The sequence below is a fragment of the Paenibacillus nasutitermitis genome (assembly GCF_014641075.1).
Classification (GTDB): Bacteria; Bacillota; Bacilli; order Paenibacillales; family Paenibacillaceae; genus Paenibacillus_Z; species Paenibacillus_Z nasutitermitis.
This window is the reverse complement of sequence record NZ_BMHP01000003.1, coordinates 192,539-219,049: the sequence shown is the minus strand read 5'-3', so window position 1 is coordinate 219,049 and position 26,511 is coordinate 192,539. Positions and strand designations below refer to the sequence as shown.

The window sequence follows — 26,511 nt, the reverse complement described above, 5'->3', positions numbered from 1 at the left end:
TGCCAGGCCAGCCCGGGTATTAAACTTCAGCGCCTGGGCGGCTGGCAGCTGCATGTTTCCATGGAAAAGAGGTGTCAAGCGTGCTCACGGCTCCAAATATGCAAAAGGCGGGAATGCCCGGACAGCCGGCCGGGACGGACCGCAGAAGAGAACGGCGAAGGCTGTGGAAGCGGATTGCGGCGAGGTACGACCTCTACCTGATGCTGCTTCTGCCGGTGCTGTGGTATCTGGTGTTTCAATACGGGCCGATGTACGGCGTGCAGATCGCTTTCAAGGATTTTAACCCGGCCAAGGGAATTACGGGCAGCGCGTGGTCGGGCTTCGACAATTTCGAGCGTTTCTTCTCCTCCTACTATTTTGGCCGTCTGCTGTGGAATACAGTGAGCATCAGTCTGTTTTCGCTGCTGATCGCTTTTCCACTGCCGATCCTGCTGGCGCTGCTCATCACGGAAATCCGCAGCGAGCGCTTCAAGAAGGTCGTGCAGAACGTTACCTATATTCCACATTTCATCTCGGTTGTGGTCATTGTCGGGATGCTGCAGCTGTTCCTGAATCCGCAGACGGGGCTAGTCAATCTTATGATGAAGGGTGCGGGTCTTGAAACCGTTCCGTTCATGGAAAGTGCAGGCTGGTTCAAGACGATTTTCGTCGGGTCCAACATCTGGCAGAACATGGGCTGGCAATCGATTATTTACATCGCGGCGCTCAGCGGAATCAACCCGCAGCTCTATGAGGCGGCCAAGGTGGACGGTGCCAGCAGATTCAGACGGATCTGGCATATTTCGTTACCGGGCATCATGCCCATTGTCGTAATTATGCTGATTCTGGATGTCGGTGCATTTATGAATATCGGATTCGAGAAAATCCTATTGATGCAGAATGACTTGAACAAAGAGGCAAGCGATGTCATTCAAACTTTTATCTACAACAACGGCATTCTTCTTGGAGATTACAGTTACAGCGCGGCAATCGGATTATTCAACTCGGCGATTAATTTTGCGCTGCTGATTATGATCAACGGGTATGCGCGGCGGAAGGCGGAAACCAGCTTATGGTAAAGAAAATGACTGCCGGGGAGAATCAGGCCTTACCGCAAAGCGGTGAAAAATGGTTCGACGGTGCTATCTACGCAATATCCGCTGTCATCCTGATCGTCGTGCTGTATCCGCTGATATTCGTGCTGAGCGCTTCATTCAGCGATCCGACGAAGGTGATGGCAGGCGAAATGTGGCTGCTGCCGAAAGGTTTTACGCTGGATGCCTATAAGGAAATATTCCGTTATGACGCCGTTTGGAACGGCTACGGCAACACGCTGCTCTATACAACAGTGGGCACTTGTGTCAATCTGATGATGACGACGCTGGCTGCCTATCCGCTATCGAGGAGGGATCTTCCCGGACGGAGCATCCTGATGTTCGTCATCACCTTCACGATGTTTTTCAATGGCGGTCTGATTCCGACTTATTTGATCGTCAAGGACCTGGGCCTGGTCAATACGTTCTGGGCCATGATTGTGCCGACGGCGATTTCAACCTATAATCTGATCGTCATGCGTACGTATTTCCAGAACAGCATTCCCTGGGAGCTCCAGGAGGCCTCGCTCATCGATGGCTGCTCGAACACGCGTCTTCTGGTCCATATTATTCTGCCCTTGTCCAAGCCGATCATGGCCGTCATGGTACTGTTCTATGCCGTCAACCACTGGAATGCCTTCTTTAACGCGCTGATTTATTTGCGCGATGAGCAGCTCTATCCGCTGCAGCTGGTGCTGCGTGAAATTCTGATCGTCAGCCAGAGCAGCTTTCTGGATGAATCCGGCTCGACATTCGGCATGACCGAGAAGCTTCTGCTGGCGGAAAGCATTAAATACGCGCTCATTATTATTGCCAGCATTCCCGTACTGATCATGTACCCGTTTGTGCAGAAGCATTTCGTTAAAGGGGTTATGATCGGATCCATTAAAGAATAACAGGAGGAGATTTTCCTATGAACCAAGCAACGATTACTGTAGATGCCGGAGCGGCAAGCAGCCATAAGGTCAACCCGTTCCTGTTCGGACATTTCGTGGAGGATATCCGCGATCACATGGATGCCATGCTGGCTTTTGTGTTGAAGGACATGGATTTCGAGGAGGAAGCGGCGGCAAATGGCGTATCGGCCGGATGGTATCCGTTGACCGAAGGCAAGAACACGCTCTATGCGCTGGAGCCGGCTGCGCCGAAACATTCCGGGCACAGCCAGAAAATCCGCATTCTCAGCGCGGACAAGTGCCGGGGCGGCATCGCGCAGATGGTGTCCGTCAAGGGCGGCATGACCTACCGGATCCGGCTCATCGCGCGCGCAGCCATCGAGCTGAAGACGCTGGCCTGCGAGCTGGCCGATTCCCGCACAGGCGAGCAGCTTGCCAGCGCTGAGATTGCCCTTGACAGCCATAACTGGAAGACATACTCCTTCGAGCTCCATGTACCGAAATCCGCTGAACAGGCCGAATTCCGTCTGATGATCTCATCCGAGGATACCCAGTGGCGGGATTCGACGGGATCGGGCATGCTGTGGATCGATCATGTATCGATGCTGCCGGCTGACAGCGCAGGTATCGTCAAGCGCGAAGTTGTGGAGATGACGCTGGCTCTGAAGCCCGGCATGATGCGACTGGCCGGCAACTATATCAGCGCCTACCATTTTGAGCACGCGATCGGCCCGGAGCTGGAGCGTCCCAATATGGTGAATGAAGCATGGGGCGGATGGACGAATAAATATTTTGGGACGGATGAATTTCTGCAGTTCTGCCGAGATACGCAGACCGAGCCGCTGATATGCGTCAATGCCGGAACAGGTACACCTGAGGAAGCGGCAGCCTGGCTGGAATACTGCAACGGCGACGCGGATACAGTGTACGGGGCGATGCGTGTGCGAAACGGGCATCCTGCTCCATACGGAGTGAAATATTGGGAGATCGGCAACGAAATATATGGCGAATGGCAGCATGGGCACTGCACCGCCGAAGAATTCGGGCACCGCTACAACCGGTTTGCCGCGGCGATGAAACAGGTGGATCCGGATATCGTACTGCTGGCCTGCGGCGACTGCAATCCGGAATGGAACCGGACGCTTCTTGGCATCGCGGCAGAGCATATGGATATGCTGACTCTGCATATCTATCATGGCGGCGGATCTGCCGGTATCAATCCTGAAACAGCCAAGGAAATCCGATACCGTGCGATGACGTCTTATCCCGAAGCGACCCGTGCTATCATAGGCAAGACGGCTGAGCTGCTGCGCGGCAATCCGGATTACGCCCATGTGAAGCTGGCCATGACGGAATACAATACGATGTATTTCCCCAACACGATCCGCAAGGGCTTGCCGAATGAGCATACGCTGGAAGCTGCCGTCGCGAATGCAGCCAATTTCAATGAGCATATCAGGCAGTCTGATCTGGTGGAAATCGGCAGCTTCTCGGATCTTGTCAATGGCTGGCTTGGGGGCTGTATCCGGGTCGGAGACAGCTATGCCGATCAATACCGCGGCAAAAAGCCGGGCTGGAGCGGCAGGAGCCAGACGGTATACGGCACGCCGACTTACCATGTGATGGAGCTGTACGCGAATCGGCCGATCGCTTATGTCGCGCCGGTGAAGACAGAATGCGGCACATACTTTTGGGAGATCGGCAGCCGGCAGCTGAATCTGGCGCCGCAGGAGCTGCCTGTAATCGATGCCACGGCTTGTCTGGATGAGACAAAGCGGATTCTGACCGTATTTGCGGTTAATCGCGGGCTTGAACCCGTTGAGACCGAACTGCGTGCTGAAGAGTTCGGAGCGGCGGGTGAAGCGACAGTCTGGGAAGTGACGGGCAGCGATTACGAAGCGATCAACTCGGTGTTCGACCCCGAGCTTATTACCGCGCAGGAGAAACGCATAAGCTGGGATGGCGCCGCACCGCGCCTGGCAATGAATCCGCATTCCGTTTATGTGATCGAGCTGAAGCGCTGACCTTCGCTGCGGCATCGCGCATCCGTCTGCAAGTGCGCGGAATACGCTGATAACGATAAAGAAAGACCTCCGCTCCGCCGTAAGTGGCGGAGCGGAGGTCTTTTCGCCGTGGGTGACATCCCGCGAAGTGCTGCAGCGGACGGCGTGGAGCCGAGGATGACGGCACGCGGTTATGTAGCCAAGAAGAGACCGTGGATCCAAGATGACGAGGCGCGTCCGTAGAGCCAGAAAGGCATCGGGCAGCCGTTTAATCGCGCGCCACTCGCTCAGGCGTGCCAGATACGTGGCATCGGCATCGGTTCCTTGCCGAGCTCGGCCCAGGCGTATTTGAGCAGCAGCGTGGACTTCAGCTCCGCGCTGCCGGGATCGTCCCACAGATTGTTCACTTCCTGCGGATCCTGGAGCAAGTCGAACAGCTCCCCATAGGTCTGATTATAGTAGACCGTCAATTTATAGCGGTCATTGACATACGTTTTCTGATGAATGGTCGTCGGTTCGTGGCGGAATTCAACCAAGGCATGATCTCTGGCGCTTGACCGGGTCCCTTCCCATACTTCGCGCTGGTCCACGCCGGTCATGGCGTGCGGGACGGGAATATCGCGAAAGGACAGCAGCGTCGGAGCCAGGTCGACAAGCGATTGAATCGCATCCGACTGGACGCCGGCCGGAACCTGTCCCGGATACCGGACGATGAAAGGAACGCGGATCAGATCCTCGTAATGGAAGCCGCCCTTGGCTTGCAGGCCGTGCTGGCCGAAGAAATGGCCATGGTCGGAGGTGAAAACGACAACCGTATCCTCCGCAAGCCCCAGCTCGTCCAGCTTGTCGAGTATGCGGCCGATATATTTGTCCATCATGCTGACCATGCCATAATAGACGGCCACCAGCTTCTTGCGGTCGGCATCCGTCAGCTTGAATTTGCTGCCGTATTCATAATACAGATGAGAGCGGTACCCATGGATGCCGTACCCGCTCTCCAAGAGGTCGGAGAAATCGGGCTGGTCCTCCTGCGTTTTGCCGAAGTGGGGCGGGTTGCGGTCATGTTCGCCTGGCGTCGGCTGCGGAATGGTCAGGGCATCCGGGTCATACATGGAATCCCAAGGAGCAGGAACCAGATATTCGGGATGGGGATCAAAGAAGCTCGACCACAGGAAGAAGCTGTCTCCGTCCTTCGCATACTGCTCCAGCATCGCGTTGGATCTTTCCGCGATCCAGGTATTATAGTGGAATTCCTCAGGAATCGGCCAGGAATAGGTAGCGTTCGGGTCCATGGTGCCGGTCGGAGGAAGGAAATAATCTCTCCAGTTCATGCAGCCTTTCTCTTCCAGCCACAGCGCGTAATGCTGGCCGACATGGCTTTCGTTCGTATGGTTGCGGGCGAGCTCTACATGTTCAAAGCCATAGAATGGCCCTTCAAAGCGGCGCCACAGGTCCAGATCCTGGAGCAGAGGATAGGCTTCCATCGATGGATATTCATCTGTGGAACGGAGCGGCTGGAAATGCGCCTTGCCGATAAGAGCCGTTCTGCAGCCGTCCGCTGCAAGATCCTCGCCGACGCAGTGCCGGTCTTCAAGGAGCTTGGTGCCCAGCGTCCATGCGCCGTGCTGGCTGGGGTACATCCCCGTTATGATGGATGCCCGGCTTGGTGTACAGGTAGGATTGGGGCAATACGCTTTGGAGAATGCGGTCCCTTCGCGGACCAGCCGGTCCAGATTGGGCGTATGCACCTCGCTCTGGAACGCGCCGATCGTGTTCCAATGCTGCTGATCGCTCGTGATGAGCAGAATATTCGGTTTCTTCATCTATTGATCGCCTCCTGTTCTAATCATAGCCCAAGAATGGTACGGCGGGAATGGCGAGATGTAGGACATGTTTGCCTATTTGTCGGATACCGTAGAAGAGAGAAGGGGGAGGGAAATGGCGATAAGCCAATTCAACACGGCGGTAACAGTGATTTATGACCCCGGTGAATGGGACAGGGAAGGACAGCTATGGCCGATACGCGGGGGCAGCGGGACATTTCTTGCAGGCATTGGGCCTGGAAGAAGGCAGGCGGATTATTATGGACTGTATGCAGTTCAGAAGGGAGCCTTGGTGACGCAGCGCTCTGACCGCCGCCTTGTGCTGAGGCCGGGCGATGTGTACTGCCATTTCCCGGAGACGCCGCACACATGCTGCAGACTGGGTCAGGAGGAAGCAGAGCTTATCTGGCTGGAGATCGACGGCCCGGGCGTGGAGCGCTTTCTTGGCAGAGCGGGCTTTAGCCGTGAGGAGCCGATAGTCAGACAAGCCGGCGCTATGCTGGCGGAAGAGGCGTTTACTTCCATGCTGGAGCTGATGACGCAAGCATCAGCCTTGGATGATGCGCTGCCTTATCTCCTGCAGAGCCGGCTGTACCGGCTGTTCGCGGATCTGATCCAGTTCAGAAGCAGAAGCGCAGGCTGCGGCGGCCGCCTTCCGGATTGGCTGCGCAGCGGCTTGACGCATATGGAGCTTCATGCCGGAGCGGGGCTCACGGTACGGGAAGCCGCGGCGGCTGCGGGAGTGAACCGCTCCCACTTTTCTGCAGAATTTACGAAACGGTTGGGGATTACCCCCGCCGCCTATCTCACAAGGTCGCGTATGCTGGAAGCGAAGCGGCTACTTGCGGATGCCTCGGCATCCGTGACGGAAGTCGCTTATGCTGTTGGATACCCCAGCTTGTATGCGTTCAGCAGGGCATTCAAGAAAGAATGTTCGCTCTCGCCTTCCGGCTATCGCGACCGGCTGTTCGGCGATAGACATGGCATGCGAGAGATTAGGTGATGAAGGCAGGAATATTCTGATTGCATCTGGAAGATACATACAAACAAAGGATGGTGGAAGGATGGAAAACATTCGACTGGCGGCCTTAGCCGATATCAATGAGCTTGTCCAGCTGCGTTGGGACTTCTCGAATGAAGAGCGGACTGACCCTGCAGGCGGCTTTGAGGACTTTCAGCAGATTTGCAGCGCATTCCTGGCCAAGGCGATCGAAGGCGGAGACTGGTACATTTGGGTGGCGGAGGCCGAAGGGAAAATCGTGTCGCATATGTACCTGCAGTTAATCCATAAAGTGCCGCGCCCGGGCAAATCTCCTGATCCCTGTTACGGTTATGTGACCAATGTCTATACGCGACCCGGATATAGAAATAGAGGGATCGGGGGCAGGATTCATACCGCCATGGAACAGTGGTCGAAGGACAACAGGATCGAGTTCCTGATTGTCTGGCCCAGCAGCGAAAGTGTGCGGTTCTATGCAAGAAGCGGATTTTCCCCCTGTGAGGAAGCGATGGAGAAGCACTGGTGAAGCACTGGTGAAGGGACTTAAGACAAACGGCGCAGTCCTGTTAGGGCTTACTACACGGGAAAATGGGATTGTCGCTCCGTTTGTACAAGACTGGCCTTGAACCGCAATTACCCGCTGCGGCCCGCAGCGGGTAATTTGATTGTCCCGTAAATTTCTATAAGATGGTTTGTCACTCGGCAGGATGTTTTGCATCTGTTTCGATGGAGATCTCTTCCGGAAGCCGCTTGGATATGCTGTGAACCACCCGCGGTTTGTATTCAATCATTTCAGATGAATAGATCGAAACGAGCATGCTTCCTCCCCCTGCATAGGCGCGGATCAGGATCGGCTGATTGTACTGGTTCTGAAAGGTGAAATCCGGGCCGTCCCAGCTCACCGTAGCATCGCGTCCGGGCAATACATAAGGAACATGCCGGCTGTGGGAATAGCGCTGAACGATTTGCAGTCCCGCACGGTCAGTGGCGTTGAAGAGGGTCGAGGAGACCTGACATATGCCGCCGCCGATCCCTTCCGATAGTTCCCCGCGGACGATCACTCCCGCCCGCAAATATCCTTTTTCTCCGGTACGCATGCCGACCACCTGATTGAACGAGAAGATTTCGCCCGGGAAAATGACGGTGTTGTTAATGGCTTTCGCTGCAAGAGCGATATTGTGCGAACGGTTTTTATTGCCGGCGTTGAAATAGGTGACGTAATGGCCAATCGGTTTCTCTCTGATGTAGGCCAGCAGCTCGCTGTCGACCTTCGGATAAAGCGCTGTACGCGGCGCTTGGACCTCAGCAGGGCCGCTGCCAAAAAAATAAATGGAAAACTGTTCGGCAAACCTCTCCCGGTTCAGCTTATGACCGGGCTGTCCGGGGACGATTTCCCCATGGTCGCCAATTTTGGCATTCTCCGGTTTCTCGTAAATTTGCCGGTCAAGTTCGTCCAGCCAGTGATCGAATTTATCCAGGTCCACGAGCGGCAAAGCCGTCAATGCAAAATCGGAACGGTTGGCGCTGGCAATCGTTTTTCCCTGATGGCTGACTGTGAAGGTATCCGGTATTATATGCGCTTGAAGCAGCAGCAAGGCTCCGGCTATCGACATCCATTTCAACGTTTTCGGCACCCTCTTATACGTGTAATCTCGTTAATACGGTTTCCTAAACCGATCCGTTTTACCCATTAAGAGGAGAGAATAAATAACAATCACCACTCCGCGAATGAACCGTCCGGATAGAAGAGATGCGGGGTGTCCCAATCTCCCGGATAAGCACGTTCTGCAAGCGCCTCTTCATTGATTTCTATTCCGAGCCCGGGCCCTTCGGGAACAGCGATGCAGCCCTCTTGAATTTGAAACGGCCGGTTCAAATACCCTTCGCCCAGATCCCAGCGTTCCGCCATGGAGGGATGCTCCTGGATAAGAAAATTCGGCGTACAGGCATCGAGCTGCAGGCAGGATGCCAGGGAAATCGGTCCAAGCGGATTATGCGGAGCGACAGAACCGTAATAGACCTCCGCCATGGCTGCGATTTTGCGCGCTTCGAAGATGCCTCCGGCATGACATAAATCCGGCTGGACAATAGCGACGGCCTGCTTCTCCAGCGCTTCCCGGAAGCCCCATCTTGTAAACAGACGCTCGCCGGTGGCGATCGGGATGGTTGTCGATTGGGCAATACGCAGCAGCGTATCCACATTTTCAGGCAAACAAGGCTCCTCGATGAACATCGGGTAATAAGGTTCAAAAGCTTGAGCCAGGCGGATCGACATCGCCGGACTTACCCGCCCGTGGAAATCGATGGCCACATCAAGGTCGCTGCCGACCGCCTCGCGAATGGCCGCAAGCTTGGCCCGCTGCCCTTCCACAAACCGCAAGGTATCCACATTCTGCACGGGAGCATCGATGCCGATCTTGATTGCCGTGAACCCGGCCTCCACTTTGCCAAGGGCATTGGCAGCCATCTCTTCGGGGGTGGCACCTCCGCAATGACTGTACATCCTTATCCGGTCGCGGCATTTGCCGCCCAGCATTTCATAGACGGGCATGTTGTAGAATTTCCCTTTAATATCCCATAAAGCCTGCTCGATTCCGCTAATTGCGCTTACGAGCACCGGTCCGCCGCGGTAGAAGGTTCCCCGGTACATGACCTGCCAATGATGTTCGATCCTCAGCGGATCCTCGCCAAGCAAATAACGCTTCAGCTCCTCGACAGCCGCCGCCACAGTTAAAGCGCGGCCTTCCACGATCGGTTCCCCCCAGCCGGAAATGCCTTCATCCGTTTCGATCTTCAGAAACAGCCATCGCGGTTTAACGTGAAAGAGCTTCATGTCGGTGATTTTCATGTGATCCCATCCTCTTCTTTTCTATTTTCAGACTATTTTCGCTTGCCCGATCGTTTATCGCACCGGAGCCCTCAGCTTTGGTCCGCCCAGACCGGAAGGAGCGCGCCCCCGTCCATTTCCAGCGTTGTGCCCGTTATATAAGCGGCAGCGGGGGAGGACAGATAAACGGCTGCTTCTCCCACTTCCTCCGGCGTGGCGAACCGGCCTAATGGAATGCGTGAGGATATGGAGGCCATATGCTGCAGCGCCCGCTCATCCCGCTGTTTCTCGAGCAGCGTGTATCCGGGGGCGATGCCGACAACCCGAATGCCATATTCCGCCAGATCCAGCGCCATATTTTTCGTCAGCTTGTTCACCCCGGCCTTGGCCGCGGCATACACGGTTGAATGGGACCAGGTTCCCTGCGAATGATTCGAGCTGATATGAACAATCACACCTTTGATCTGCTGTTCCACCATGAGACGGGCGGCGCGCTGAGCGCAAAAATATAGTCCCCGTAAATTCGTATGAAAGACTTCATCGAACAATTCCGGCGTTGTCTCAAGGAATGGTTTCATTCGCGTAATCCCGGAATTATTCACATGTACATCAAGACGGTCAAATTTCTCCGAGAAGCCGTCAAATAAAGCGGATACTCCTTCCATCGTGGAAATATCCGCCTGAACGGCTTCCGCACGGACGCCGAGCGCTCGAATTTCCTCAACGACCGCAAGCGCCTTTTCCCGGCTCGTATTATAGTTGACGCATACCTCGTAGCCGGCAGCGGCGAACGCAAGGGCGATGCCTTTACCGATTCCTCTCCCCGATCCCGTGACCAGCGCGACTTTCCTCTCCATTTTCATTCCTCCCTAGCTTGTACTCAACCTTTCAATCCGGTAAACGAAACGCCTTTCTCGATCAGCTTCTGACAGGAGACGATAATAATCAAAAGCGGGATCGTAGCCAGAACGAGACTTGACATGATAACGTTGGCCCCCATGCTTTGACGGTTCTGGAAGTCGCTGAGCGCCACGGTAAACGTCCATACAGACGGCGATCTTGCTACAACAAGCGGCCACAGAAACTCATTCCACACCCCGATGAACGTCATAACGGAAACGACCGTAAAGATCGGCGCCGACATCGGGACGATGATCCGCCAGTATATGCGGAATTCGGAGGCGCCATCGATCCTCCCTGCCTGAATAAGCTCCCCGGGCAGCTGCTGAAAGAATCCCTTGAACAGGAAGATGACGATCCCCCATGCGGTATGCGGTAAAATAATACCCCAAAGCGTATCAACCAAATGCAGTTTATCCATGGTCAAATAGAGCGGAACCAGTATCGCGATTTCCGGTATCATAATCGTCGCGACGAAGAACAGGGTCAGCCAGGCGCCGATACGCCCCCGGACGAGATGCGCAAGCGCGAAGCCGGCCATTCCGCCGATGAGCATATGGCTGAAGATGGTTGCGGCCGTTACGATCACACTGTTGAGCAGGAAATGGGGGAAGCCATAGGAGTTCTTCTCAGACTCGGCCATTCTCCACAGCACGATAAAGTTATCAAACAGCCTGCGCCAATCGTCGTTTTCCGACAGGGCCATTACCTTGCCTTTGACCACCTTGGATTCTGCCAATAGCTGCTTCACCGAAGCCGAGGTTTCCGACAAGCCGGCCGGCAGAGTGGTTTCCCCTTCATAGGCCGTACCTTGTGCCGCCCAATCAAAGGTAGTCAGCTTGCGATCGCGGATTTGGGGCAGCTTGATCTTCATGGTCGCATGGGTTGCAAGCATCGTCGGTACGACCTGCGGGCGGCCAAGCGTGAACTTATAAGACGGCATTCCGGCCTGGTAGACGACAGCCCCATCCTTGACGCCTGTAACCTCGAATGCGCCGATCGCATCGTTCTGCATTTTTTTCCAAGTAAACCAGATCGCTTCCATGGCATCCAGCTCATAATCCTCCTGTTTCTCCAGATCCGTACCGTCGTAGTTTAGCGTCACATGTATGGCCTTTGGCATCTCTGGAATCCAGGTTGGAGGGAACCGGTAAATGGAGATGTTGTCTTTCATTGATGAACTGATCATCCAGATCAGCGGAATAACCGAGACCAGAATGAATACGCTTGCTACTGTATAAGCAACCAGTTTGACGGAAAATCCGCCCCGCTCTTTTATCCGTCTGCGTGCAGCCATGAGAATCTCCTTCCGGGGTCAGAATGTTATTCTTTATTGGACACTTTGATCTGTATGAAGGTAATGACCGCAATAATGATAAACATGACGAAGGAGATCGCTCCTGCCACGCCAAAACGCAGTTCTTTGAAGGAGCTGTTGAAAACGAGCATGGACAGCGTCCGGGTGCTGTTGGCCGGGCCGCCTCCGGTCATGATATACATGGGGTCGAAGGTAAGGAAAACGCCTGAGATAAAAGCGATAAACTGGATGCCGATGACGAATCTCAGGCTCGGGAATACAATGGCCGACATTCTGCGCCACGGGCCTGCGCCGTCGATTTTTGCAGCTTCGATATTTTCGTTGGGAATGCCCTGAAGGGCGGAATAATAGATGAGCATGCTCATTCCCGCTCCGAATATGCCGGGAAAAACGATGGCCCATTTGGCCATATGCGGATCATTCAGCCAGCCGTACGGCCCAAGTCCGATAAAATGAAGCAAATAATTCAGCAAGCCATAGTCCGGATTATACAGCCACTTCCACAGCAGATAGCCGGCTATGGAAGGAACAGCCGTCGGAAGCAGATACAGCACACGGATGGTCTTGTTCGCGTAACGGACTTCATTGAGCAGAATCGCTTGTACGATCGGCACCCAGAAGGTGAGAATGAAATAAATAAAGAAGAAGGTGAAAGTATTGAAGAACGCATTCCAGAATTCTGTGGAATGGATGAGATATGCATAGTTGTCCAGCCATACAAATTTACCCGGCGGATTGATGACTTTGTAATCAAAGAAACTCATATAGATCGCCTGAAACAACGGATAATATTTGAATAGAAGAAAAGCAAGGACCGCCGGGGTCAGAAACAGGATCGACGTCCATGGGATTCGGACACGAAATCCCGCACGCGTTTGCAGTTGGGGCTGCTGTCTGGTGACCGTTTTCATCGCATAGGCTTCCTTTCGGAAATGGCAGGCGGATCAGTAGGGGGACAGCTTCCGCCCGCCTCGTTCTCCGCCTGCACAAAATGTTATTTCTTCACGGATGCGTTGTAGGCATCGACAACTTCTTTCTGAGCGGCATTCTGCGCTTCTTGAAGCAGCGTTTTGGGATCGGATTTCTCATCGGTCAGCGCTTTTTGCACGGCTTTCACCACATAAGGGGTCAACCGTTCCTTGAGGAAATATTCCAGATGCGTATCTGCGGCGGCTTTGTTAACGCCATCCACCAGCTCCTGCGAGACGTTGGATGCGAACTCGGCCGGGTTGACGTCTTTGCGCACGGATAGCAGGTTCGGGAAAATACCGTTGTCGGACTGGAACTGCAAATATTTCTCGAGCGTTTCTTTGGAGTTCAGGTAGGTGATGTATTTCCAGGCTGCGTCCTGCTTTTCTTTGGAGGTTTTCGGATTAATAATCCAGTAAGCGCCACCGATTTGCCCCGGTCCTTTGCCTGAAGGGCCCACCGGGTAAGGGGCAAATCCGATTTCGTTCAAATCCAGGCCATTGCCCGCGTAGTCGCCAAATCCGCCGGATGCGCCATTGGACATGGCCGCGCGCCCCTGGTAAACATCGTTCATATTGTCCTGGTAGCTTTGAAGCACGTTGTTTTGCACAATTTTATTTTTCCATTTGAGATCCTTGTAGAACTGCAGGGCTGTAACGGACGGCTCCTCCGTGAAAGCTAATTGAACCGTTCCATCATCCTGCAGATGGGTCAGGTCGCCGCCGGCCTGCCAGACATAATATTCAAACCACCAATCGGCCCATTCCATTCCCAGCAGGGTAAGGCCATATTGCTTCTTGGCCGGGTTCGTCAGTTTCTTGCCGAAGCTTACCAGCTCATCCCAGTTGGCAGGCGGTGTATCCGGGTCCAGACCCGCTTCCTTGAACATTTTCTTATTCCAGAACAATCCCGTTACATACATGCTGCCCGGCAGGCCGTATACTTTGCCGTCAATGGTTCCCGCCTGCATGGAGGAGGGGATGAATTGATCCTTGTCCTCGTAGCTGTCCCAATAAGGCGTCAGATCAAGCGCAAGCCCCTGTCCGACCCAATCCGCGATAATCGGAAAATGGGCGGCCTGATAAGCATCCGGTCCATTGCCGCCTGCCATCGATGTGACGAATACCTCGCGGTCATTCGTGCCCTGAGGCATAAGCTCATGGGTGACCTTGATGTTCGGGTTGGCTGCTTCAAATCCGGCAACTACTTCTTCCCATACCGGTTTGTTCGGATCATCGGGTTTCGGCTGGTCCCATACTTTAAGTTCGACATTCGCAGCCGGTGGATCCGCCTTCTCCTTATCGCCGCCTGTCGTGTTGTCCGCTTTCGTATCTGCAGGCGTATTCGCAGATGGTTTTTCACCGTTATCTGTTTTGGTATTTCCTGTGTTTGAACCCCCGCTATTGCTCCCGCAAGCAGAAACCATAAGCATTACGACCAGAATAATCGCTGTAACCGTCCAGTTGCTGAATCGTTTATTATATTCCACCTTCGACTGCCTCCTTGTTATGGAATAACTGACAATGCAAGTATATGATGGTATGATAGCGCTTTCTATACAAAATCGTAACCTCTCCTTAGCAATATTTTAAGGAGGGCTGCGATTCCTTTTCACCAAAAAGGAAAACAGTCCCAGTTGTCGAATACATCCGCAGTAAGCGCATACATTCTTAGCTTATGCTTCTAAAGTAAGTTTCCAGCTCGCTTTGAGGTCATCCAGGAAGTTCCGCTAGAAACTTTTAGGGGGAATGAGTCTCATCAAACCTTGGCTGAACAGGAAAAGGCTGACCGGGATACAGTTTCGCAGTAAGATGATTCTCTCCTTTTTCCTTGTCATCGGGCTAACCGCTTTAATTATGGGCTACTCGTATTACCGGATCATGAGTCGTGAGCTTAAAGCCTCCATGCTTGAAGGGCTGGAGAAGCTGACCGAGCAGACGGTAGATACCCTGGAGCTGCATTTCAAGACCATCGGCAGCATTGGATACAGTTATTTCAGCGACACGTCCGTGCAGCAATTTCTCGAAGGCACACCCAGCTTCGACAATCAGAAGTATTACCGGAATAAACTTGAGGGTCAGAAAATGCAAACCCCGCTCATCTCGTATATCCAAATGACCAGGCTGGGCGGCGAACAGTTCTCCAGCTACTATTATTACAACTCGACTCTGCGGTCCATGATGGCTGACGATCAGAAGACGCTTCACGAACAAGCCAGACTGCTTGACGGATTCCCGCTGTGGACGGTTTCGATTACTACGGCCAAGAATGAACTCAAGGCTATTCATACCATCAGCTATGTGCAGCAGATGAAACGGATTACGTCCAACTCCCAATACCCGGTCGGCTATATCCAGATTGCCATGGACCCCGATATTCTGGAGAAGGCTTTCCTTGGTCTGGACAATGATGAAGGCAGCAGCTATATCGTCGACCGTGAGGGAACCATCATATTTACCAGTACCAACGACCGGATTGGCAAGTCGATTGCCGGCGACCCCTTATTCACAGCTTACCGGAACAACCTGACTGGCAGCAGGTATGCCGATTTCCAATTCAGCAAGAATGACAAAAAGTACATCGGTTTCGCGCATTCCCTCAGCTATGGCGGCTGGACCGTCGTCGGGAGCGTGCCGCTTGACCGGATTCTTCATAAGGTCAATGTATTTCGCAACACGCTGATCCTTATTGCCGTAATCAGTTTTGTATTCGCTATGCTGCTTGGCTCCATCATTGCAAACGGGGTAACAAGACCGCTGAAGGAATTAAACAAGAAGATGAAGCTGGTGGAGATGGGCGATTTTCAGGCCTATATTCATGTCAAAGGTGCCGATGAACTGTCCACCATTCAGCACAGCTTCAACAAAATGACGGCTGAAATCCGCAAGCTCATCATGAAGGTGTACGAAACGGAGCTGCTGAAGAAAGAAGCGGAGATCAAAGCTCTTCAATCTCAAATCAATCCCCATTTTCTCTATAACACGCTTTCTACGATTGACAGCCTGTCTTCCATCAATGGAGATATGCGAGTGAGCCACATCTGCCTGGCCCTTGGCAATATGCTCCGTTACAATCTCAATGGCGGAAGCTTTGCGACCATCCAGGAGGAAATTAATCATCTGAATCAGTATTTGTCCATCTATCAGATCCGTTTCTCCGATCAGTTTCATTATGAGATGAAGGTTGACGAACAGGTTGAAGATGTGGTCATTCCCAAATTTTTAATTCAGCCGCTAGTCGAAAATGCCATTATTCACGGATTGGAGCAGAAGCTCGGCTATAAATCCGTTCAGGTTGCCATTCGCAGCCTGGATGAGCAGCGGCTTGAAATTAGTGTAGCGGATAACGGGACGGGTATGGATCCCGCTGCGATCGAGATGTTGGAGAGGAGACTTACTGATCCGTCGAAGCTTGCCTTCCGGCATTCGCCTTCATCCGCAAAAACAAGAATCGGCCTTGCCAATGTGCTCAAACGAATTGAAATGTATTATGATTTGAATCCGGTAATATCGATTGAGAGTACGGTAGGGGAAGGGACACGCATTCAATTTATTCTGCCGAAACAGACGGGTGGAGGCGATAAGCATGAAGATCATGATCGTTGAGGATGAGCCGCTTATCCGTGAAGGGCTCATACGCAAAATCGATTGGTCCAGGCTCGGCCTGCAGCTTGCCTGCGAGGCATCCAATGGCCTGGAAGCGATAGGCGAGTTCGAACGCTGCAAGCCGGACATCGTTCTGACTGATGTCCGGATGCCCGGAATGGACGGCCTGCAGTTTATCAGCAAGGTACATGCCCGGTTTCCCCGGACGAAATTTGTAATCATCAGCGGTTTCAATGAATTTGATTATGTACGGGAAGCGATGCAGTACAATGTGAAGGATTACCTGCTGAAGCCTGTGGACAAAGACAAACTTCATACCCTGTTATCCGATTTGTGCCGTCAGCTTCACGATGAGAAGCAAGTGGCGGAGGATCATTCCAGGCTGAACAAGCTTCATCAGATGATGCGGCAAAGCGACCTTGGGGCAGACGACTTTGAGCTGACTCATCTTGTCTCGGAACCGGGGGCGGACTGGAGCGGCAGCCTGCCTTGTTCGGAGAGCGGAAGTCGTTATTGGGCAGCCGCATCGATCAAAATAACGCCATGTCCGGATGCTGCCCGGTTCAAGGAAAACGATCAGTCCCTGGCCCGTTTTGCCGTTATGAATCTCATTCACGATACGCTGGCCACGAGCAAAATGGAAGCTGTCCTATTCAAGCATGCCTACCACCCGGACGAAATTGTATGTTTTCTTGGCTGTGAACACGCAGCTGACTTGCAACCCGTCGCCATGCTGCTGGAAGAAACCTTAAGGTGGTCAGCGGACCATCTGGGCTTGAAGGTTTCGATCGGCATTGGAGGCTGGAAACAAGCACTTCCCAAGCTGCGGAGCTCCTATTTGGAAGCCCTTCGAAATGTGAAAAACCGCACTTTGTTCGGGGAAAGCAAAGTATATGTGGAACAGGACGATGAAGACGGCCGGCCGGTTTACCCGCTCATGACCGCGCAGGCCCGCGAGGCGCTGTCCGGCATGCTGGAAGAAAGCAATCATCAGGAGTTTATCCAATATACGCAGCGGTTGTTCCGCGCCGTGGCCCACCAGCCGGCTCCGCGTTTTGAACAGTTGGAATATTTGTACACCGAAGTGATCCATCTGCTGCGCAAGCAAATGACCAAGATGGGTGTCAGCGATCAAGCGGCCGATATGAAGCCGATGGCCGCTCTGGAAAATATCTCGACATGGCGTGATATTATTCCCATTATTGAGCAGCAGCTCCAACAGCTGAAGGGTCCGGCGGACCGCAGCCTTACGGGGGATGAGATTATCATGTCCGTCCGGCTGTATGCCGATCAGCATTATGCGGAGAACCTTTCCTTGCAATGGGTTGCGGATTGCTACCCTATTCACCCCAATTATTTCTCCAGGCTGTTCAAGCAGGTGGTGGGCATCAGCTTCAACGATTATTTGACCCGGGTCAGAATGACGCGGTCGAAGGAGCTGCTGGCCACAACGAGCTTGAAAATCACACGTATTTCCCAACTGGTCGGCTACGAGGATCAGAATTACTTTTGCCATGTATTTAAAAAGTCAACGGGTCTTAGTCCCTCAGCGTACCGCGAGGACAATAGGCTTAATGGTAACGAGTGCTGACTCCTTCCCCTCTTTCTTGCTTTGTTTTCGCGCGGATCGCATGCTATCATAAGGGGTGGGAAACGCATACTATGGAGGTGTTAATATGAAAGCGCTTTTTATAGGAGGAACGGGTACCATCAGCTCGGCTATTACGAGGCAGCTGCTGGATCAAGGCTGCGAGCTTTACCTGTTGAACAGGGGCAATCGCAATGATGAACTGCCAGCAGGCGTCCGTATTCTTCAAGCGGATATTAATGATGAAGACCACATTGCCCGGCTGATTGCAGACCTGGAATTTGATGTGGTTGCTGATTTTATAGCCTTTACTCCCCCGCAGCTGGAAAGAGACTACCGGCTGTTTAAAGATAAAACGAAGCAGTTTATGTTTATCAGCTCGGCTTCCGCCTACCAGACGCCATTATCCGATTATCTGGTTACCGAAGGGACCCCCTTATCCAATCCTTATTGGGAGTATTCCAGAAACAAAATCGCCTGCGAGGACTATTTGCTGAAGCAGTACCGTGAGCAGGGATTTCCGATTACCATCGTCCGGCCAAGCCATACCTATGATGAACGATCGATTCCGCTCGGTGTGCACGGGAGCAATGGAAGCTGGCAGGTTGCCAGACGGATGCTGGCGAACAAGCCGGTAATTATTCATGGGGACGGCACCTCGCTGTGGACCATGACGCATAACGAAGATTTTGCCAAAGGCTTTATCGGGTTGATGGGCAACATCCACGCGATCGGCGAGTCCGTTCATATTACTTCGGATGAGAGCGTGACCTGGAATCAAATCTATGAAATTATTGCCGCTGCTCTTGGCGTGAAGCTTCAGGCGGTACATGTCGCCTCAGAATTTCTTGCTGCGTGCAGCACGGAGGATTACAGGGGAGGCCTGCTTGGCGATAAAGCGAATTCCGTTGTATTCGACAATGCCAAGCTGAAGAGACTGGTACCCGATTTTGTCGCAACGATCCGGCTGGATCAAGGGATCCGGCAGACGGTTGACTATATTTTAGCCCATCCCGAGCATCAGAAAGAAGATCCGGCCTTTGATCTTTGGTGCGATAAGGTCATCACCGCTATGGACGAGGCTGCAGCGCGCGTCAGAGAATAGGAACTGCAAACATTTCCCACCCCATCCGGGCCGGGAATACTGAGGCAAGGAGACTAATCTCCTTGCTTTTTTATTGATCCAATGATCTCCCGATTCATCATGTATGGACGCTCATGAAAGGACAAAAAATGACACACCAGGCGAGCGATTTGTCCTTCTTCACCGACCCCTCTCCTGTATATTAATAGTAGTGGTGGCGCTAAAGGCCAGGGAGTTATTGCGGGCTAGGCCCCATCCATATGGAAAGGGGAATAATCAGTGACAATCAAGCCGATGACCCGATATTTAGCGATAGTGACCGAACATTTGCAGAAGCTGCATGACGAAGAAATGAAGTCGGTTATGCAAGCGGCCCGTATCGTTGCCGACCATGTCAAACAAGATAAAATCGTCTATGCCTATGGACCAGGCGGGCATTCTAATCTGGGATCCCAGGAAATCTTTTTCCGGGCAGGCGGCTTGATGCATATTAGTGCGATTCTCGATGAAGGAACCTTGTTAAGCGGAGGAGCTCTTCGTTCGATGGCGGTCGAGCGTACACCCGGGTATGGGAACATTGTGGTTCAGGATTACGGTCTGGCAAAGGGGGATCTGCTCATTATTATTAATGCCTACGGCATTAATTCAGCCGTAATCGATACGGCGCTGGAAGCAAGGAAACGCGGGGTCACAACGATCGGCGTTACTTCAGTTGCGCATTCCCGGCAAACACCCGCAGACCATGTGGCCAGACACCCTTCCAAACAAAATCTCTATGAGCTCGTCGATGTGGTATTGGACTGTAAAATAAGCGTGGGTGACGCCGTTCTGGACATCGAGGGGCTGGAACAGCGTGTTGCTGCTCTATCTACTTTCGCCAATGCTTATCTATTGAATGCAATGGTAGCGGAAACCGTCAATATTCTGGTTGCTGAAGGGATCAAGCCTCCCATCTGGATGAGCGGCAACGCAGCAGGGGGCGATGAGTGGAATAAACAGTTCATGGAACGGTTTAAAGGCCGCATCAAGAAGTTATAACCTAATAAATGGAAATGGAGTGCGTAATCCATGGAATCAGTGTTGTATCTCGGTACGGAAAAAATTGATATTACCCCAACCTTTCCTGTTTCGCTCGCCGGATTTGCTTCCCGCAGCAGTATGGGACCAGCCGAAGATGTCTCTCACCCGTTATATGCGCGAATCTTTGTCTTCGAGAGCCGAAATAATGGGGATGCGCAGCGCAGCTTGTTGATTTCGGCAGATTTGCTTTGGTGGGGGAGTGACAGGGTGCCGGATTTGAAACGGCGAATCCACAGCCGTTTTGGCATAGAAGAAGCTGCGATTTTGCTGCATGGAACACATACCCACTCAGGTCCCCAAACGAGTCTGTTGTTTACTTCCTATCTGGGACAGCCGGATCTTGTGTATTTGGCCAAGCTTGAGGAGCACGTGCTGGATGGAATTGAGCAGGCCCTTGCAAATCTTGAACCTGTAAGAGCGGAGCGGGGGACGGGCCAGTCGCTGCTGGGCATTAACCGCCGCGGGCTGAGAAAGTCTCCGCCCAAGACGGATGAGGTGGATCATGAACTGAATGTGATCCGGTTCACCGATCTGCACGATACTCCCAAGGCTGTATTCATTCATTATGCCTGTCACCCCGTTATAACCAATGAGAATAAATTTTCGTCGGAATATATTGGCGTCGCTATGGAAACAGTCGAGCAGCAATATGGCAATGGGGTGGTAGCCGGATTTCTGCAGGGGACCTGCGGCGATATTAATCCGGGGGACGGACAAATCGTCATTCGCGGTACGGATGAGCAGGTTATCGAAGTCGGGCTTGCGTTTGCAGGAGATGTTCTCCGTGTGCTGGACAAGCCGATGACGCCTCTAACCGGCTGCCGGCTTCAGTGGAGATCTGAGACAGTCGAGCTGCCTCTGGCTGCTTTGCCGGACAAGCAGACACTGGAAGATGGCTTGTCGCTTCCGGATGTTCACGGCGAATGGCACCGGATCCAGCTGGACAGGTTTCATGGCCTGAAACAAACGATGCCGCTTGAACTGACCTGGCTGAAGCTGGCCGAGGAATGTTCGTTCCTGGCCATGAATGCCGAAATTGTGGTGGAATATGGACTTTATCTCAAAAGGCTGTCGAAGGGACGTATCCTTCCCATTGCGTATACGAACGGGATGTTCGGCTACGTCCCGACAGCCGCGCAGCTGCAAGAAGGCGGGTATGAGAGCTATGATTCCACTTATTATTTTGCCATGCCCGCTGTGTTTGACCCCAAGGTGGAGCAGGTATTGAAAAATGCGCTTGACGGTTTTCTGAAGTAGTTTACCAGGCGTCGCCGGACTGTTTGATCACAATATTATCGAAATGGCCATTGCCGCTTAATGAATAATTCCCGTTTTCTAAATAAATTCGCAGTTCATCGGTGGATGCCGCAGGCGTTGTAAAGGTAAGCGTTTTGCCACCCCAGGCGGTGTTGGTAAATGTTAGGTCGGTCAGCAGCGAATTGGTCGTTTTATTCTGCACGAACAATCTGCCGCCGGTTGATCCGCCGCTGGATTTGCCATCGAATGTGAGGACATAGGTAGTATTCGGTTTCCACTGCGTCCAAACCTGATAAAGCGCCTGAATGGCAGTCGTGTTCGATGCGACGGTGAGCCCGTAATTGCCCTTGGTTTTGTTGACCGTGTCCAAATATACGGTTGAAGCTGTTCCTACCCGAAGCCATCTGGCCGGGAGCGTGCTGTCGGTTGTCGTTTTCCATTCAAAGCCTTGATTGACGACTTTGACCGGATCCCATTTCATAATTTCCGTGAAATTATGAGCCTCATATCCATAGGTTGGCGTGAAGCTGGCGAATTGTTTGGCAGCGGTTGGCCAGACATCGGCAGAAAACGGAGAGAGACTGATCCAGCTCCAGAGGACCATGGAAGGACTTCCTGTACCATTTATATTGCCTGAGACAAGCGGCGAAGTCAGCGATCCGTTCCACATGCGGTCGACATAGGTGCTGGTGAATTTATCCATATCGGAGCCAGTGAAAACCAGATTATGCCGGTACATGTCCAGTGCCGACTCGATATCGAGATTGCCGTGCGACGTGTCCTCAATTACGGGAGCAGGCGTAGTCGTATTCCAATAGTTCCATTGATAGGAGCTTCCGCTTGTCGTCAGACGGTTTTTGAAATATTGATTCACTTTTTTTGCCCTGTCCAGGTAATCCGGATTCGCGTTCACGTCATATAGAGTCATTTGCAAATCGGCAAATACCAGCATCATATTATAAGGAAGAGGGATATAGTTGACGCCTGGCAATGTATCCATTGTGGCCGGTTCCTTGTAGTAGCCTTCGGTCGAGCTGACATTCACCCAGGTGTTGCCCACCCAGCTTGCGCTATCATGCCATTTCGCAACTGTATTATTTTCCAGAAAGGTTCTATAGGTGTTCGCTTTAGACGCATAGGCAGATAATACGACCGGATTGTCGCTTACTAACCGGATGAATTTGGCGATAGGAAGCCCGATCATTCCATCGTGCACCATGTACGCATATCTTGCCGATACCTGAACATTATCGTAATAGACGGTGCCGCCCGCAACGGAATAACTATTATGGCCCAGCCACACCTGCAGCGAGTGGCCGGCAACGGGCGCATCGAAGTTTACGTTATACGCTTTCCAGTCTGTACTGTCGATAACTACGCTTGCGAGCATGGTCGAGGTCGTGGCATCCCATATATAGGCGTTGCCTTTGGCTGCGGAACCGTTTGTTTTGGCATGGAAGGTGAGCGAATTTTTGCGGCCGGGCTCGTAGGAGGGCAAGGTCTGATACAGCTTTTGCCAGCTTGTGCCGTTCGTCTTGAGCACCAATCCAACCGTGTCTTTGCCCGGATAGTACTCGCCTGCGGAGCTGGAACGATATGCGGTTGAGCTGGTGGACTGGAAGCGGGTCCAGCTTGCCGGCAAGGTGGAATCGCCGCTGGCGGCGGAAGCGAATGTACTGTTTGCTACCTGCTTGGCGGAGTAATTGGGAGTCGTCCAGTCGAGATATCCGTCCCCATCGAAGTCGGAGGCATTGCCGATCATCGCGTCAAAATGAGTCGTTATTTTGTCCAGCCAGGCTGTGCTTCCGGTCAGTTCGTACATGTTCATGTAGGAGCGCAGAACATAACCCTCCCCCCAACCCAGGTTGGAGGCATTGGCGTCCGTGTAATAATCTCCTCCATGGGTGGAGTCCCAGGTGACATACTTGTCATACCAGGCATTGCCGCTAGCGTGAACGGCAACGGTCTGCAAGAGGAGTACGACAGCTGCGAGTAGTGAAACAACGACGCGTTTTCCGGTTCTTGGTGATTTCATCATGTTAGACCTCCTTCAATTTGATGAGATTTTGCCATTCTGATGGCGGTCATCTCAAGTCGATCATATAACTCCAGCTATGTGCAAATAGGTCACTATTATATGAAACAGGACATTTTTTGTTATCGCAATTCTGGAGAATTGTCCGCAGGCGATAAAGATTTGTCCCTCATGCAGTGCCGGGATATGAGATAAAGAAAGGGGAGGGGGCATTGCATTCTATCAATGGTGCGAGCGTGCAGGCATCGTCATGGAGCAGAGCAAGGGAGGGACAAAGCAGGGCAATAAAGGCTTTCTGTTCGGCACCTGCCATTCCTATGTACCGGTCAGCAGCGCTTCTGAGAGCAACCGGATGATGAAGCTATTCAGCCTTCCGACGCTGGCCTGGGATCCGACGATCGAGCTGCGCTGCACCCTTGAGGAAGGCCAAACGATTATTGACGAGTCCGCCAGGGTGAATGGAGTGGCGCACTTATTATTTCATCCTGCGGCGCTGCATCGCGAAGGGGTCGCGGCTGCCTTAGTCGAGTTGGCGGAATATGGGAGGAACAAAGGGCTTCAATGGTGGACAAGCGAGGAGATTTATCGCTGGATGGAGCTCAAACGCGGAATTGAGGCTACCGTAATATTCGATAAGCATCAGCGTCGGCAGCTCCTGGTAAGGGCGCAGCAACCGTGCAAGGGGGTTACAGTGCTATTGTCTCAAGCAGCTCCGCAGGTCGGTATTCCAAGCAACGAAGGAGCGGTCCGGAGTATCAAACCGACCGACAGGTTCGGCTTGGCATCTCACGAACTCGTTCTGGATCTCAACGAAGGAGAGACCGTGATCCCAATAGACTGATTCCATTAGTGAGGAGAGATGAACCATGAAGAAATTGGCTATGCACGGCGGCATTCCGGCACGCACTGAGCCGCTGCCGCCCAATTATCCCGGTGCTGTAGTGATGGGGGCAGAAGAGGCGGAGCATGCCGCGCGTGTTATCCACTCGCAATCTCCCTTCCGGTTTTATGGAGCGGATGTTCAGAATACGGTGCAATCGCTTGAGATGATGATGGCGGATAAGCTTGGCGTTGCGTATGCGCTTGGTGTTACTTCCTGCACGGCCGCCCTGGTCGTGGCGCTCAAAGCGCTTGGCATCGGCTATGGCGATAAAGTAATCATTCCTGCCGTCACGTTTCTAGCAACGGCCGGGGCGGTTATCAGCAGCAATGCGGTTCCTGTATTTGTTGATGTCGATGAGAGCCTGAATCTGGACCCGAACGATTTGGAACGGGTGATGGACAAAGACGTTAAAGCCGTGATCGCGGTATCCATCCTGGGAAATCCATGCGATATGGATGGCGTGATGGCTTTTGCAGCGAAGCATCATATTCATGTGATCGAGGATGTAGCCCAGTCCTGCGGAGTTAAATACAAGGACCGTTACGCGGGGACGATTGGCGATATAGGCGTATACAGCTTTCAGATGAACAAAATCATCACCGCTGGCGAGGGCGGTGCAATCGTGACACGCAATTCGGATCTGTTCGAACGGGCTGTCCGATATCACGATCAAGGGCTCCTCAGGCCTGCATTCAAGGAGCTTTACGGTATGGAAGCCTCGGAGGAAGCTTCTGCATTTGTCGGGCAGAATTACCGGATGAGCGAGATAACGGGGGCTGTACTCGTCGAACAATGGAAGAAGCTTGATCCGCTGCTGCATAACATGCGTCAGATCAGCGAGCGTATACGTAAGCAGCTCGCAGCGGAAATTCCGTCCATGGTATTCCGTAAGTCGGCAGACTACGAGGGAGATATCGGATCGAACATCGGTTTTCAGCTTCGGAGTGCAGCCGATGCGGATCTCCTACTCCAGGCAAGTGCTGCCGAGAATATTACAATGTACCGGCTGTATGGCGGGAAGCCTGTGTATATGCTGCCGCAAATTTTGTTCCAGCGAACGGCGGAGAGGAACAACTTTCCGTTCGATTATCCATTTGCGAATCCGGTTGTTTATTCGGAGCATATGTGTCCGCGCGCGGAGGATTTGCTGAACAGAACCGTGTTTATGCCGATTAGCCCGATCCTGACTGAGCAGGACGAAGCAGAAATCATTGGGGGCATTCATAAAATCTATTCGACTCTTGGTTTCTAAAGATGATTTTTACGGAATTCGGAAGGGGTGATGCTCTTCAACGTTTTGAACGCACGGGAGAAGGTACGGAAATAATCATATCCGACTTCGGAAGAAATCTCGGTAATGCTCATATCTGTAGTGGACAGCAGGGCGGTAGCTCTACTGATTCTTAATTTGTGCACATATTCAACGAAGTTCATGCCGGTAAGTTTCTTGAATTCCCGGCTGATGTAAGATTCACTCCAGTTGACATGACTGGCAAGCTCTTTCAGCGTAAGAGGTTCGGAGAAATGCAAATGGATGAATCGCAGAACATCCCAGATCGTTCGGTGAGCGGGCTGTTTATATTCGATTATCCCGGAGGACAGGTTATTCATGTCGTTCATGTAATGACGGGTAATTCGTACCAGCACTTCAAGCAGCTTGCTGCGGAGAAGGGTATCTTTCCCGTATTCATTTTGCAAATATTCGATCATCATGTCCTTAAGCAATTGAATGATTTGGCAGCTTAGAGCCTCGGGAAGGTGAAAATAGGAGGGGACAGTCTGTCCTACTTGCAGCAGAACCTGACTTAAAGCGATGTCATAGGCGGAATCGAACAAAATCTGCTCGTCGAACATACAGCTGTAAAGATGAAGAGGGTCATCCATGTCGCTCTGAATCGTATGAATATGGTGAGGCAGAAGGAAGGAAACTGTTCCCGGCTGCATGATGTGCTTCTCCCCATTAATCCATTCCACGCCGCGTCCTTTCACAACAATGGAGAATTCGACAAAATCATGATGATGGAGCTTGGAGGGCTTGGTAAGAACATTATAGAGGATATAAAAAGGAAGCTGTTTCTCACGTAATGCTGCAACAGCAAGCGCATCCTGATAATCGGGATACATGAAGATCTCCTCCTCAAGCGTACTAAACTCGTGAATAATGTCCATT

At 52.5% G+C, this 26,511-nt stretch carries 21 protein-coding genes; 12 read left to right on the top strand and 9 right to left on the bottom strand.

Annotated features, from left to right (window positions below; all coding sequences use genetic code 11):
• Positions 1–113: 113 nt before the first annotated feature.
• From IEY46_RS20105 to IEY46_RS20095, 3 genes are read left to right on the top strand one after another with little or no spacing between them, the layout of a single operon-like run.
• Complete coding sequence (locus tag IEY46_RS20105; RefSeq protein WP_229750507.1) at positions 114–1,058, top strand: ABC transporter permease; 945 nt, start codon at positions 114–116, stop codon at positions 1,056–1,058.
• A complete protein-coding gene (locus IEY46_RS20100) occupies positions 1,052–1,969 on the top strand; it encodes a carbohydrate ABC transporter permease (protein WP_229750421.1) in 918 nt (305 codons plus the stop codon). The genes IEY46_RS20105 and IEY46_RS20100 overlap by 7 nt, the downstream gene beginning before the upstream one ends.
• Positions 1,970–1,986: 17 nt before the next feature.
• Positions 1,987–3,993: an alpha-L-arabinofuranosidase family protein gene (locus IEY46_RS20095; RefSeq protein ID WP_188994347.1), complete on the top strand. Its 2,007-nt coding sequence runs from the start codon at positions 1,987–1,989 to the stop codon at positions 3,991–3,993.
• 266 nt (positions 3,994–4,259) lie between these two features.
• Here the strand turns inward: IEY46_RS20095 and IEY46_RS20090 are convergent, their stop codons facing one another.
• A complete protein-coding gene (locus tag IEY46_RS20090) occupies positions 4,260–5,795 on the bottom strand; it encodes a sulfatase family protein (RefSeq protein ID WP_188994345.1) in 1,536 nt (511 codons plus the stop codon).
• A gap of 115 nt (positions 5,796–5,910) precedes the next feature.
• Here IEY46_RS20090 and IEY46_RS20085 point away from each other — a divergent pair, with 115 nt between their 5' ends.
• Positions 5,911–6,798, top strand: coding sequence for a helix-turn-helix transcriptional regulator (locus IEY46_RS20085; RefSeq protein ID WP_188994344.1), 888 nt, complete (start codon positions 5,911–5,913; stop codon positions 6,796–6,798).
• Positions 6,799–6,859: 61 nt separating this feature from the next.
• The gene (locus IEY46_RS20080) at positions 6,860–7,321 is read left to right on the top strand and encodes a GNAT family N-acetyltransferase (protein WP_188994342.1); all 462 of its coding nucleotides are present in this window, start codon (positions 6,860–6,862) and stop codon (positions 7,319–7,321) included.
• 169 nt (positions 7,322–7,490) lie between these two features.
• On the opposite strand, the gene IEY46_RS20075 is transcribed toward IEY46_RS20080, so the two are convergent.
• The 6 genes from IEY46_RS20075 to IEY46_RS20050 form a co-directional block, all read right to left on the bottom strand.
• Positions 7,491–8,417 carry a VanW family protein gene (locus IEY46_RS20075; protein WP_373288843.1) on the bottom strand — a complete coding sequence of 309 codons (927 nt, stop codon included), beginning with the start codon at positions 8,415–8,417 and terminating at the stop codon, positions 7,491–7,493.
• Positions 8,418–8,509: 92 nt separating this feature from the next.
• Entirely contained in the window at positions 8,510–9,643 is a 1,134-nt protein-coding gene (dgoD, locus tag IEY46_RS20070) for a galactonate dehydratase (protein WP_188994338.1), read from the bottom strand.
• Between the two features lie 71 nt (positions 9,644–9,714).
• Positions 9,715–10,479: an SDR family NAD(P)-dependent oxidoreductase gene (locus IEY46_RS20065; RefSeq protein ID WP_188994336.1), complete on the bottom strand. Its 765-nt coding sequence runs from the start codon at positions 10,477–10,479 to the stop codon at positions 9,715–9,717.
• A 23-nt stretch (positions 10,480–10,502) separates the two neighbouring features.
• Positions 10,503–11,819: a carbohydrate ABC transporter permease gene (locus tag IEY46_RS20060; protein ID WP_188994334.1), complete on the bottom strand. Its 1,317-nt coding sequence runs from the start codon at positions 11,817–11,819 to the stop codon at positions 10,503–10,505.
• A gap of 26 nt (positions 11,820–11,845) precedes the next feature.
• Positions 11,846–12,751: a carbohydrate ABC transporter permease gene (locus IEY46_RS20055; RefSeq protein ID WP_188994332.1), complete on the bottom strand. Its 906-nt coding sequence runs from the start codon at positions 12,749–12,751 to the stop codon at positions 11,846–11,848.
• A gap of 83 nt (positions 12,752–12,834) precedes the next feature.
• Positions 12,835–14,298 carry a sugar ABC transporter substrate-binding protein gene (locus IEY46_RS20050; RefSeq protein ID WP_188994331.1) on the bottom strand — a complete coding sequence of 488 codons (1,464 nt, stop codon included), beginning with the start codon at positions 14,296–14,298 and terminating at the stop codon, positions 12,835–12,837.
• 259 nt (positions 14,299–14,557) lie between these two features.
• Here IEY46_RS20050 and IEY46_RS20045 point away from each other — a divergent pair, with 259 nt between their 5' ends.
• The 5 genes from IEY46_RS20045 to IEY46_RS20025 all read left to right on the top strand — a co-directional run bounded on the left by IEY46_RS20045 (position 14,558) and on the right by IEY46_RS20025 (position 21,423).
• Positions 14,558–16,414 carry a cache domain-containing sensor histidine kinase gene (locus tag IEY46_RS20045; protein WP_229750420.1) on the top strand — a complete coding sequence of 619 codons (1,857 nt, stop codon included), beginning with the start codon at positions 14,558–14,560 and terminating at the stop codon, positions 16,412–16,414.
• On the top strand, positions 16,395–18,005 hold the full coding sequence (locus IEY46_RS20040; RefSeq protein WP_188994327.1) for a response regulator transcription factor: 1,611 nt from the start codon (positions 16,395–16,397) through the stop codon (positions 18,003–18,005). The genes IEY46_RS20045 and IEY46_RS20040 overlap by 20 nt, the downstream gene beginning before the upstream one ends.
• A gap of 85 nt (positions 18,006–18,090) precedes the next feature.
• Positions 18,091–19,107 (top strand): SDR family oxidoreductase, encoded by a 1,017-nt coding sequence (locus IEY46_RS20035; RefSeq protein ID WP_188994325.1) that lies wholly within the window; start codon positions 18,091–18,093, stop codon positions 19,105–19,107.
• A gap of 258 nt (positions 19,108–19,365) precedes the next feature.
• Positions 19,366–20,124 (top strand): sugar isomerase domain-containing protein, encoded by a 759-nt coding sequence (locus tag IEY46_RS20030; RefSeq protein ID WP_229750419.1) that lies wholly within the window; start codon positions 19,366–19,368, stop codon positions 20,122–20,124.
• Positions 20,125–20,154: 30 nt separating this feature from the next.
• Complete coding sequence (locus IEY46_RS20025; RefSeq protein ID WP_188994322.1) at positions 20,155–21,423, top strand: neutral/alkaline non-lysosomal ceramidase N-terminal domain-containing protein; 1,269 nt, start codon at positions 20,155–20,157, stop codon at positions 21,421–21,423.
• A 1-nt stretch (position 21,424) separates the two neighbouring features.
• On the opposite strand, the gene IEY46_RS20020 is transcribed toward IEY46_RS20025, so the two are convergent.
• The gene (locus IEY46_RS20020; protein WP_229750418.1) at positions 21,425–23,461 is read right to left on the bottom strand and encodes a hypothetical protein; all 2,037 of its coding nucleotides are present in this window, start codon (positions 23,459–23,461) and stop codon (positions 21,425–21,427) included.
• Positions 23,462–23,708: 247 nt separating this feature from the next.
• Here IEY46_RS20020 and IEY46_RS20015 point away from each other — a divergent pair, with 247 nt between their 5' ends.
• Entirely contained in the window at positions 23,709–24,299 is a 591-nt protein-coding gene (locus IEY46_RS20015) for a hypothetical protein (RefSeq protein WP_188994318.1), read from the top strand.
• A 25-nt stretch (positions 24,300–24,324) separates the two neighbouring features.
• The gene (locus IEY46_RS20010; protein ID WP_188994316.1) at positions 24,325–25,593 is read left to right on the top strand and encodes a DegT/DnrJ/EryC1/StrS family aminotransferase; all 1,269 of its coding nucleotides are present in this window, start codon (positions 24,325–24,327) and stop codon (positions 25,591–25,593) included.
• Here IEY46_RS20010 and IEY46_RS20005 read toward each other — a convergent pair.
• Positions 25,590–26,465, bottom strand: coding sequence for an AraC family transcriptional regulator (locus IEY46_RS20005; protein ID WP_188994314.1), 876 nt, complete (start codon positions 26,463–26,465; stop codon positions 25,590–25,592). The genes IEY46_RS20010 and IEY46_RS20005 overlap by 4 nt on opposite strands.
• Positions 26,466–26,511: the final 46 nt, after the last annotated feature.

What these genes read in the sequence shown, in the direction of transcription:
- IEY46_RS20105 (WP_229750507.1), top strand. Translation starts at nt 114, where the DNA reads ATGCCCGGACAGCCGGCCGGGACGGACCGCAGAAGAGAACGGCGAAGG.
- IEY46_RS20100 (WP_229750421.1), top strand. Translation starts at nt 1,052, where the DNA reads ATGGTAAAGAAAATGACTGCCGGGGAGAATCAGGCCTTACCGCAAAGC.
- IEY46_RS20095 (WP_188994347.1), top strand. Translation starts at nt 1,987, where the DNA reads ATGAACCAAGCAACGATTACTGTAGATGCCGGAGCGGCAAGCAGCCAT.
- IEY46_RS20090 (WP_188994345.1), bottom strand. Translation starts at nt 5,795, where the DNA reads ATGAAGAAACCGAATATTCTGCTCATCACGAGCGATCAGCAGCATTGG.
- IEY46_RS20085 (WP_188994344.1), top strand. Translation starts at nt 5,911, where the DNA reads ATGGCGATAAGCCAATTCAACACGGCGGTAACAGTGATTTATGACCCC.
- IEY46_RS20080 (WP_188994342.1), top strand. Translation starts at nt 6,860, where the DNA reads ATGGAAAACATTCGACTGGCGGCCTTAGCCGATATCAATGAGCTTGTC.
- dgoD (WP_188994338.1), bottom strand. Translation starts at nt 9,643, where the DNA reads ATGAAAATCACCGACATGAAGCTCTTTCACGTTAAACCGCGATGGCTG.
- IEY46_RS20065 (WP_188994336.1), bottom strand. Translation starts at nt 10,479, where the DNA reads ATGGAGAGGAAAGTCGCGCTGGTCACGGGATCGGGGAGAGGAATCGGT.
- IEY46_RS20060 (WP_188994334.1), bottom strand. Translation starts at nt 11,819, where the DNA reads ATGGCTGCACGCAGACGGATAAAAGAGCGGGGCGGATTTTCCGTCAAA.
- IEY46_RS20055 (WP_188994332.1), bottom strand. Translation starts at nt 12,751, where the DNA reads ATGAAAACGGTCACCAGACAGCAGCCCCAACTGCAAACGCGTGCGGGA.
- IEY46_RS20045 (WP_229750420.1), top strand. Translation starts at nt 14,558, where the DNA reads ATGAGTCTCATCAAACCTTGGCTGAACAGGAAAAGGCTGACCGGGATA.
- IEY46_RS20040 (WP_188994327.1), top strand. Translation starts at nt 16,395, where the DNA reads ATGAAGATCATGATCGTTGAGGATGAGCCGCTTATCCGTGAAGGGCTC.
- IEY46_RS20035 (WP_188994325.1), top strand. Translation starts at nt 18,091, where the DNA reads ATGAAAGCGCTTTTTATAGGAGGAACGGGTACCATCAGCTCGGCTATT.
- IEY46_RS20025 (WP_188994322.1), top strand. Translation starts at nt 20,155, where the DNA reads ATGGAATCAGTGTTGTATCTCGGTACGGAAAAAATTGATATTACCCCA.
- IEY46_RS20020 (WP_229750418.1), bottom strand. Translation starts at nt 23,461, where the DNA reads ATGATGAAATCACCAAGAACCGGAAAACGCGTCGTTGTTTCACTACTC.
- IEY46_RS20015 (WP_188994318.1), top strand. Translation starts at nt 23,709, where the DNA reads ATGGAGCAGAGCAAGGGAGGGACAAAGCAGGGCAATAAAGGCTTTCTG.
- IEY46_RS20010 (WP_188994316.1), top strand. Translation starts at nt 24,325, where the DNA reads ATGAAGAAATTGGCTATGCACGGCGGCATTCCGGCACGCACTGAGCCG.
- IEY46_RS20005 (WP_188994314.1), bottom strand. Translation starts at nt 26,465, where the DNA reads ATGTATCCCGATTATCAGGATGCGCTTGCTGTTGCAGCATTACGTGAG.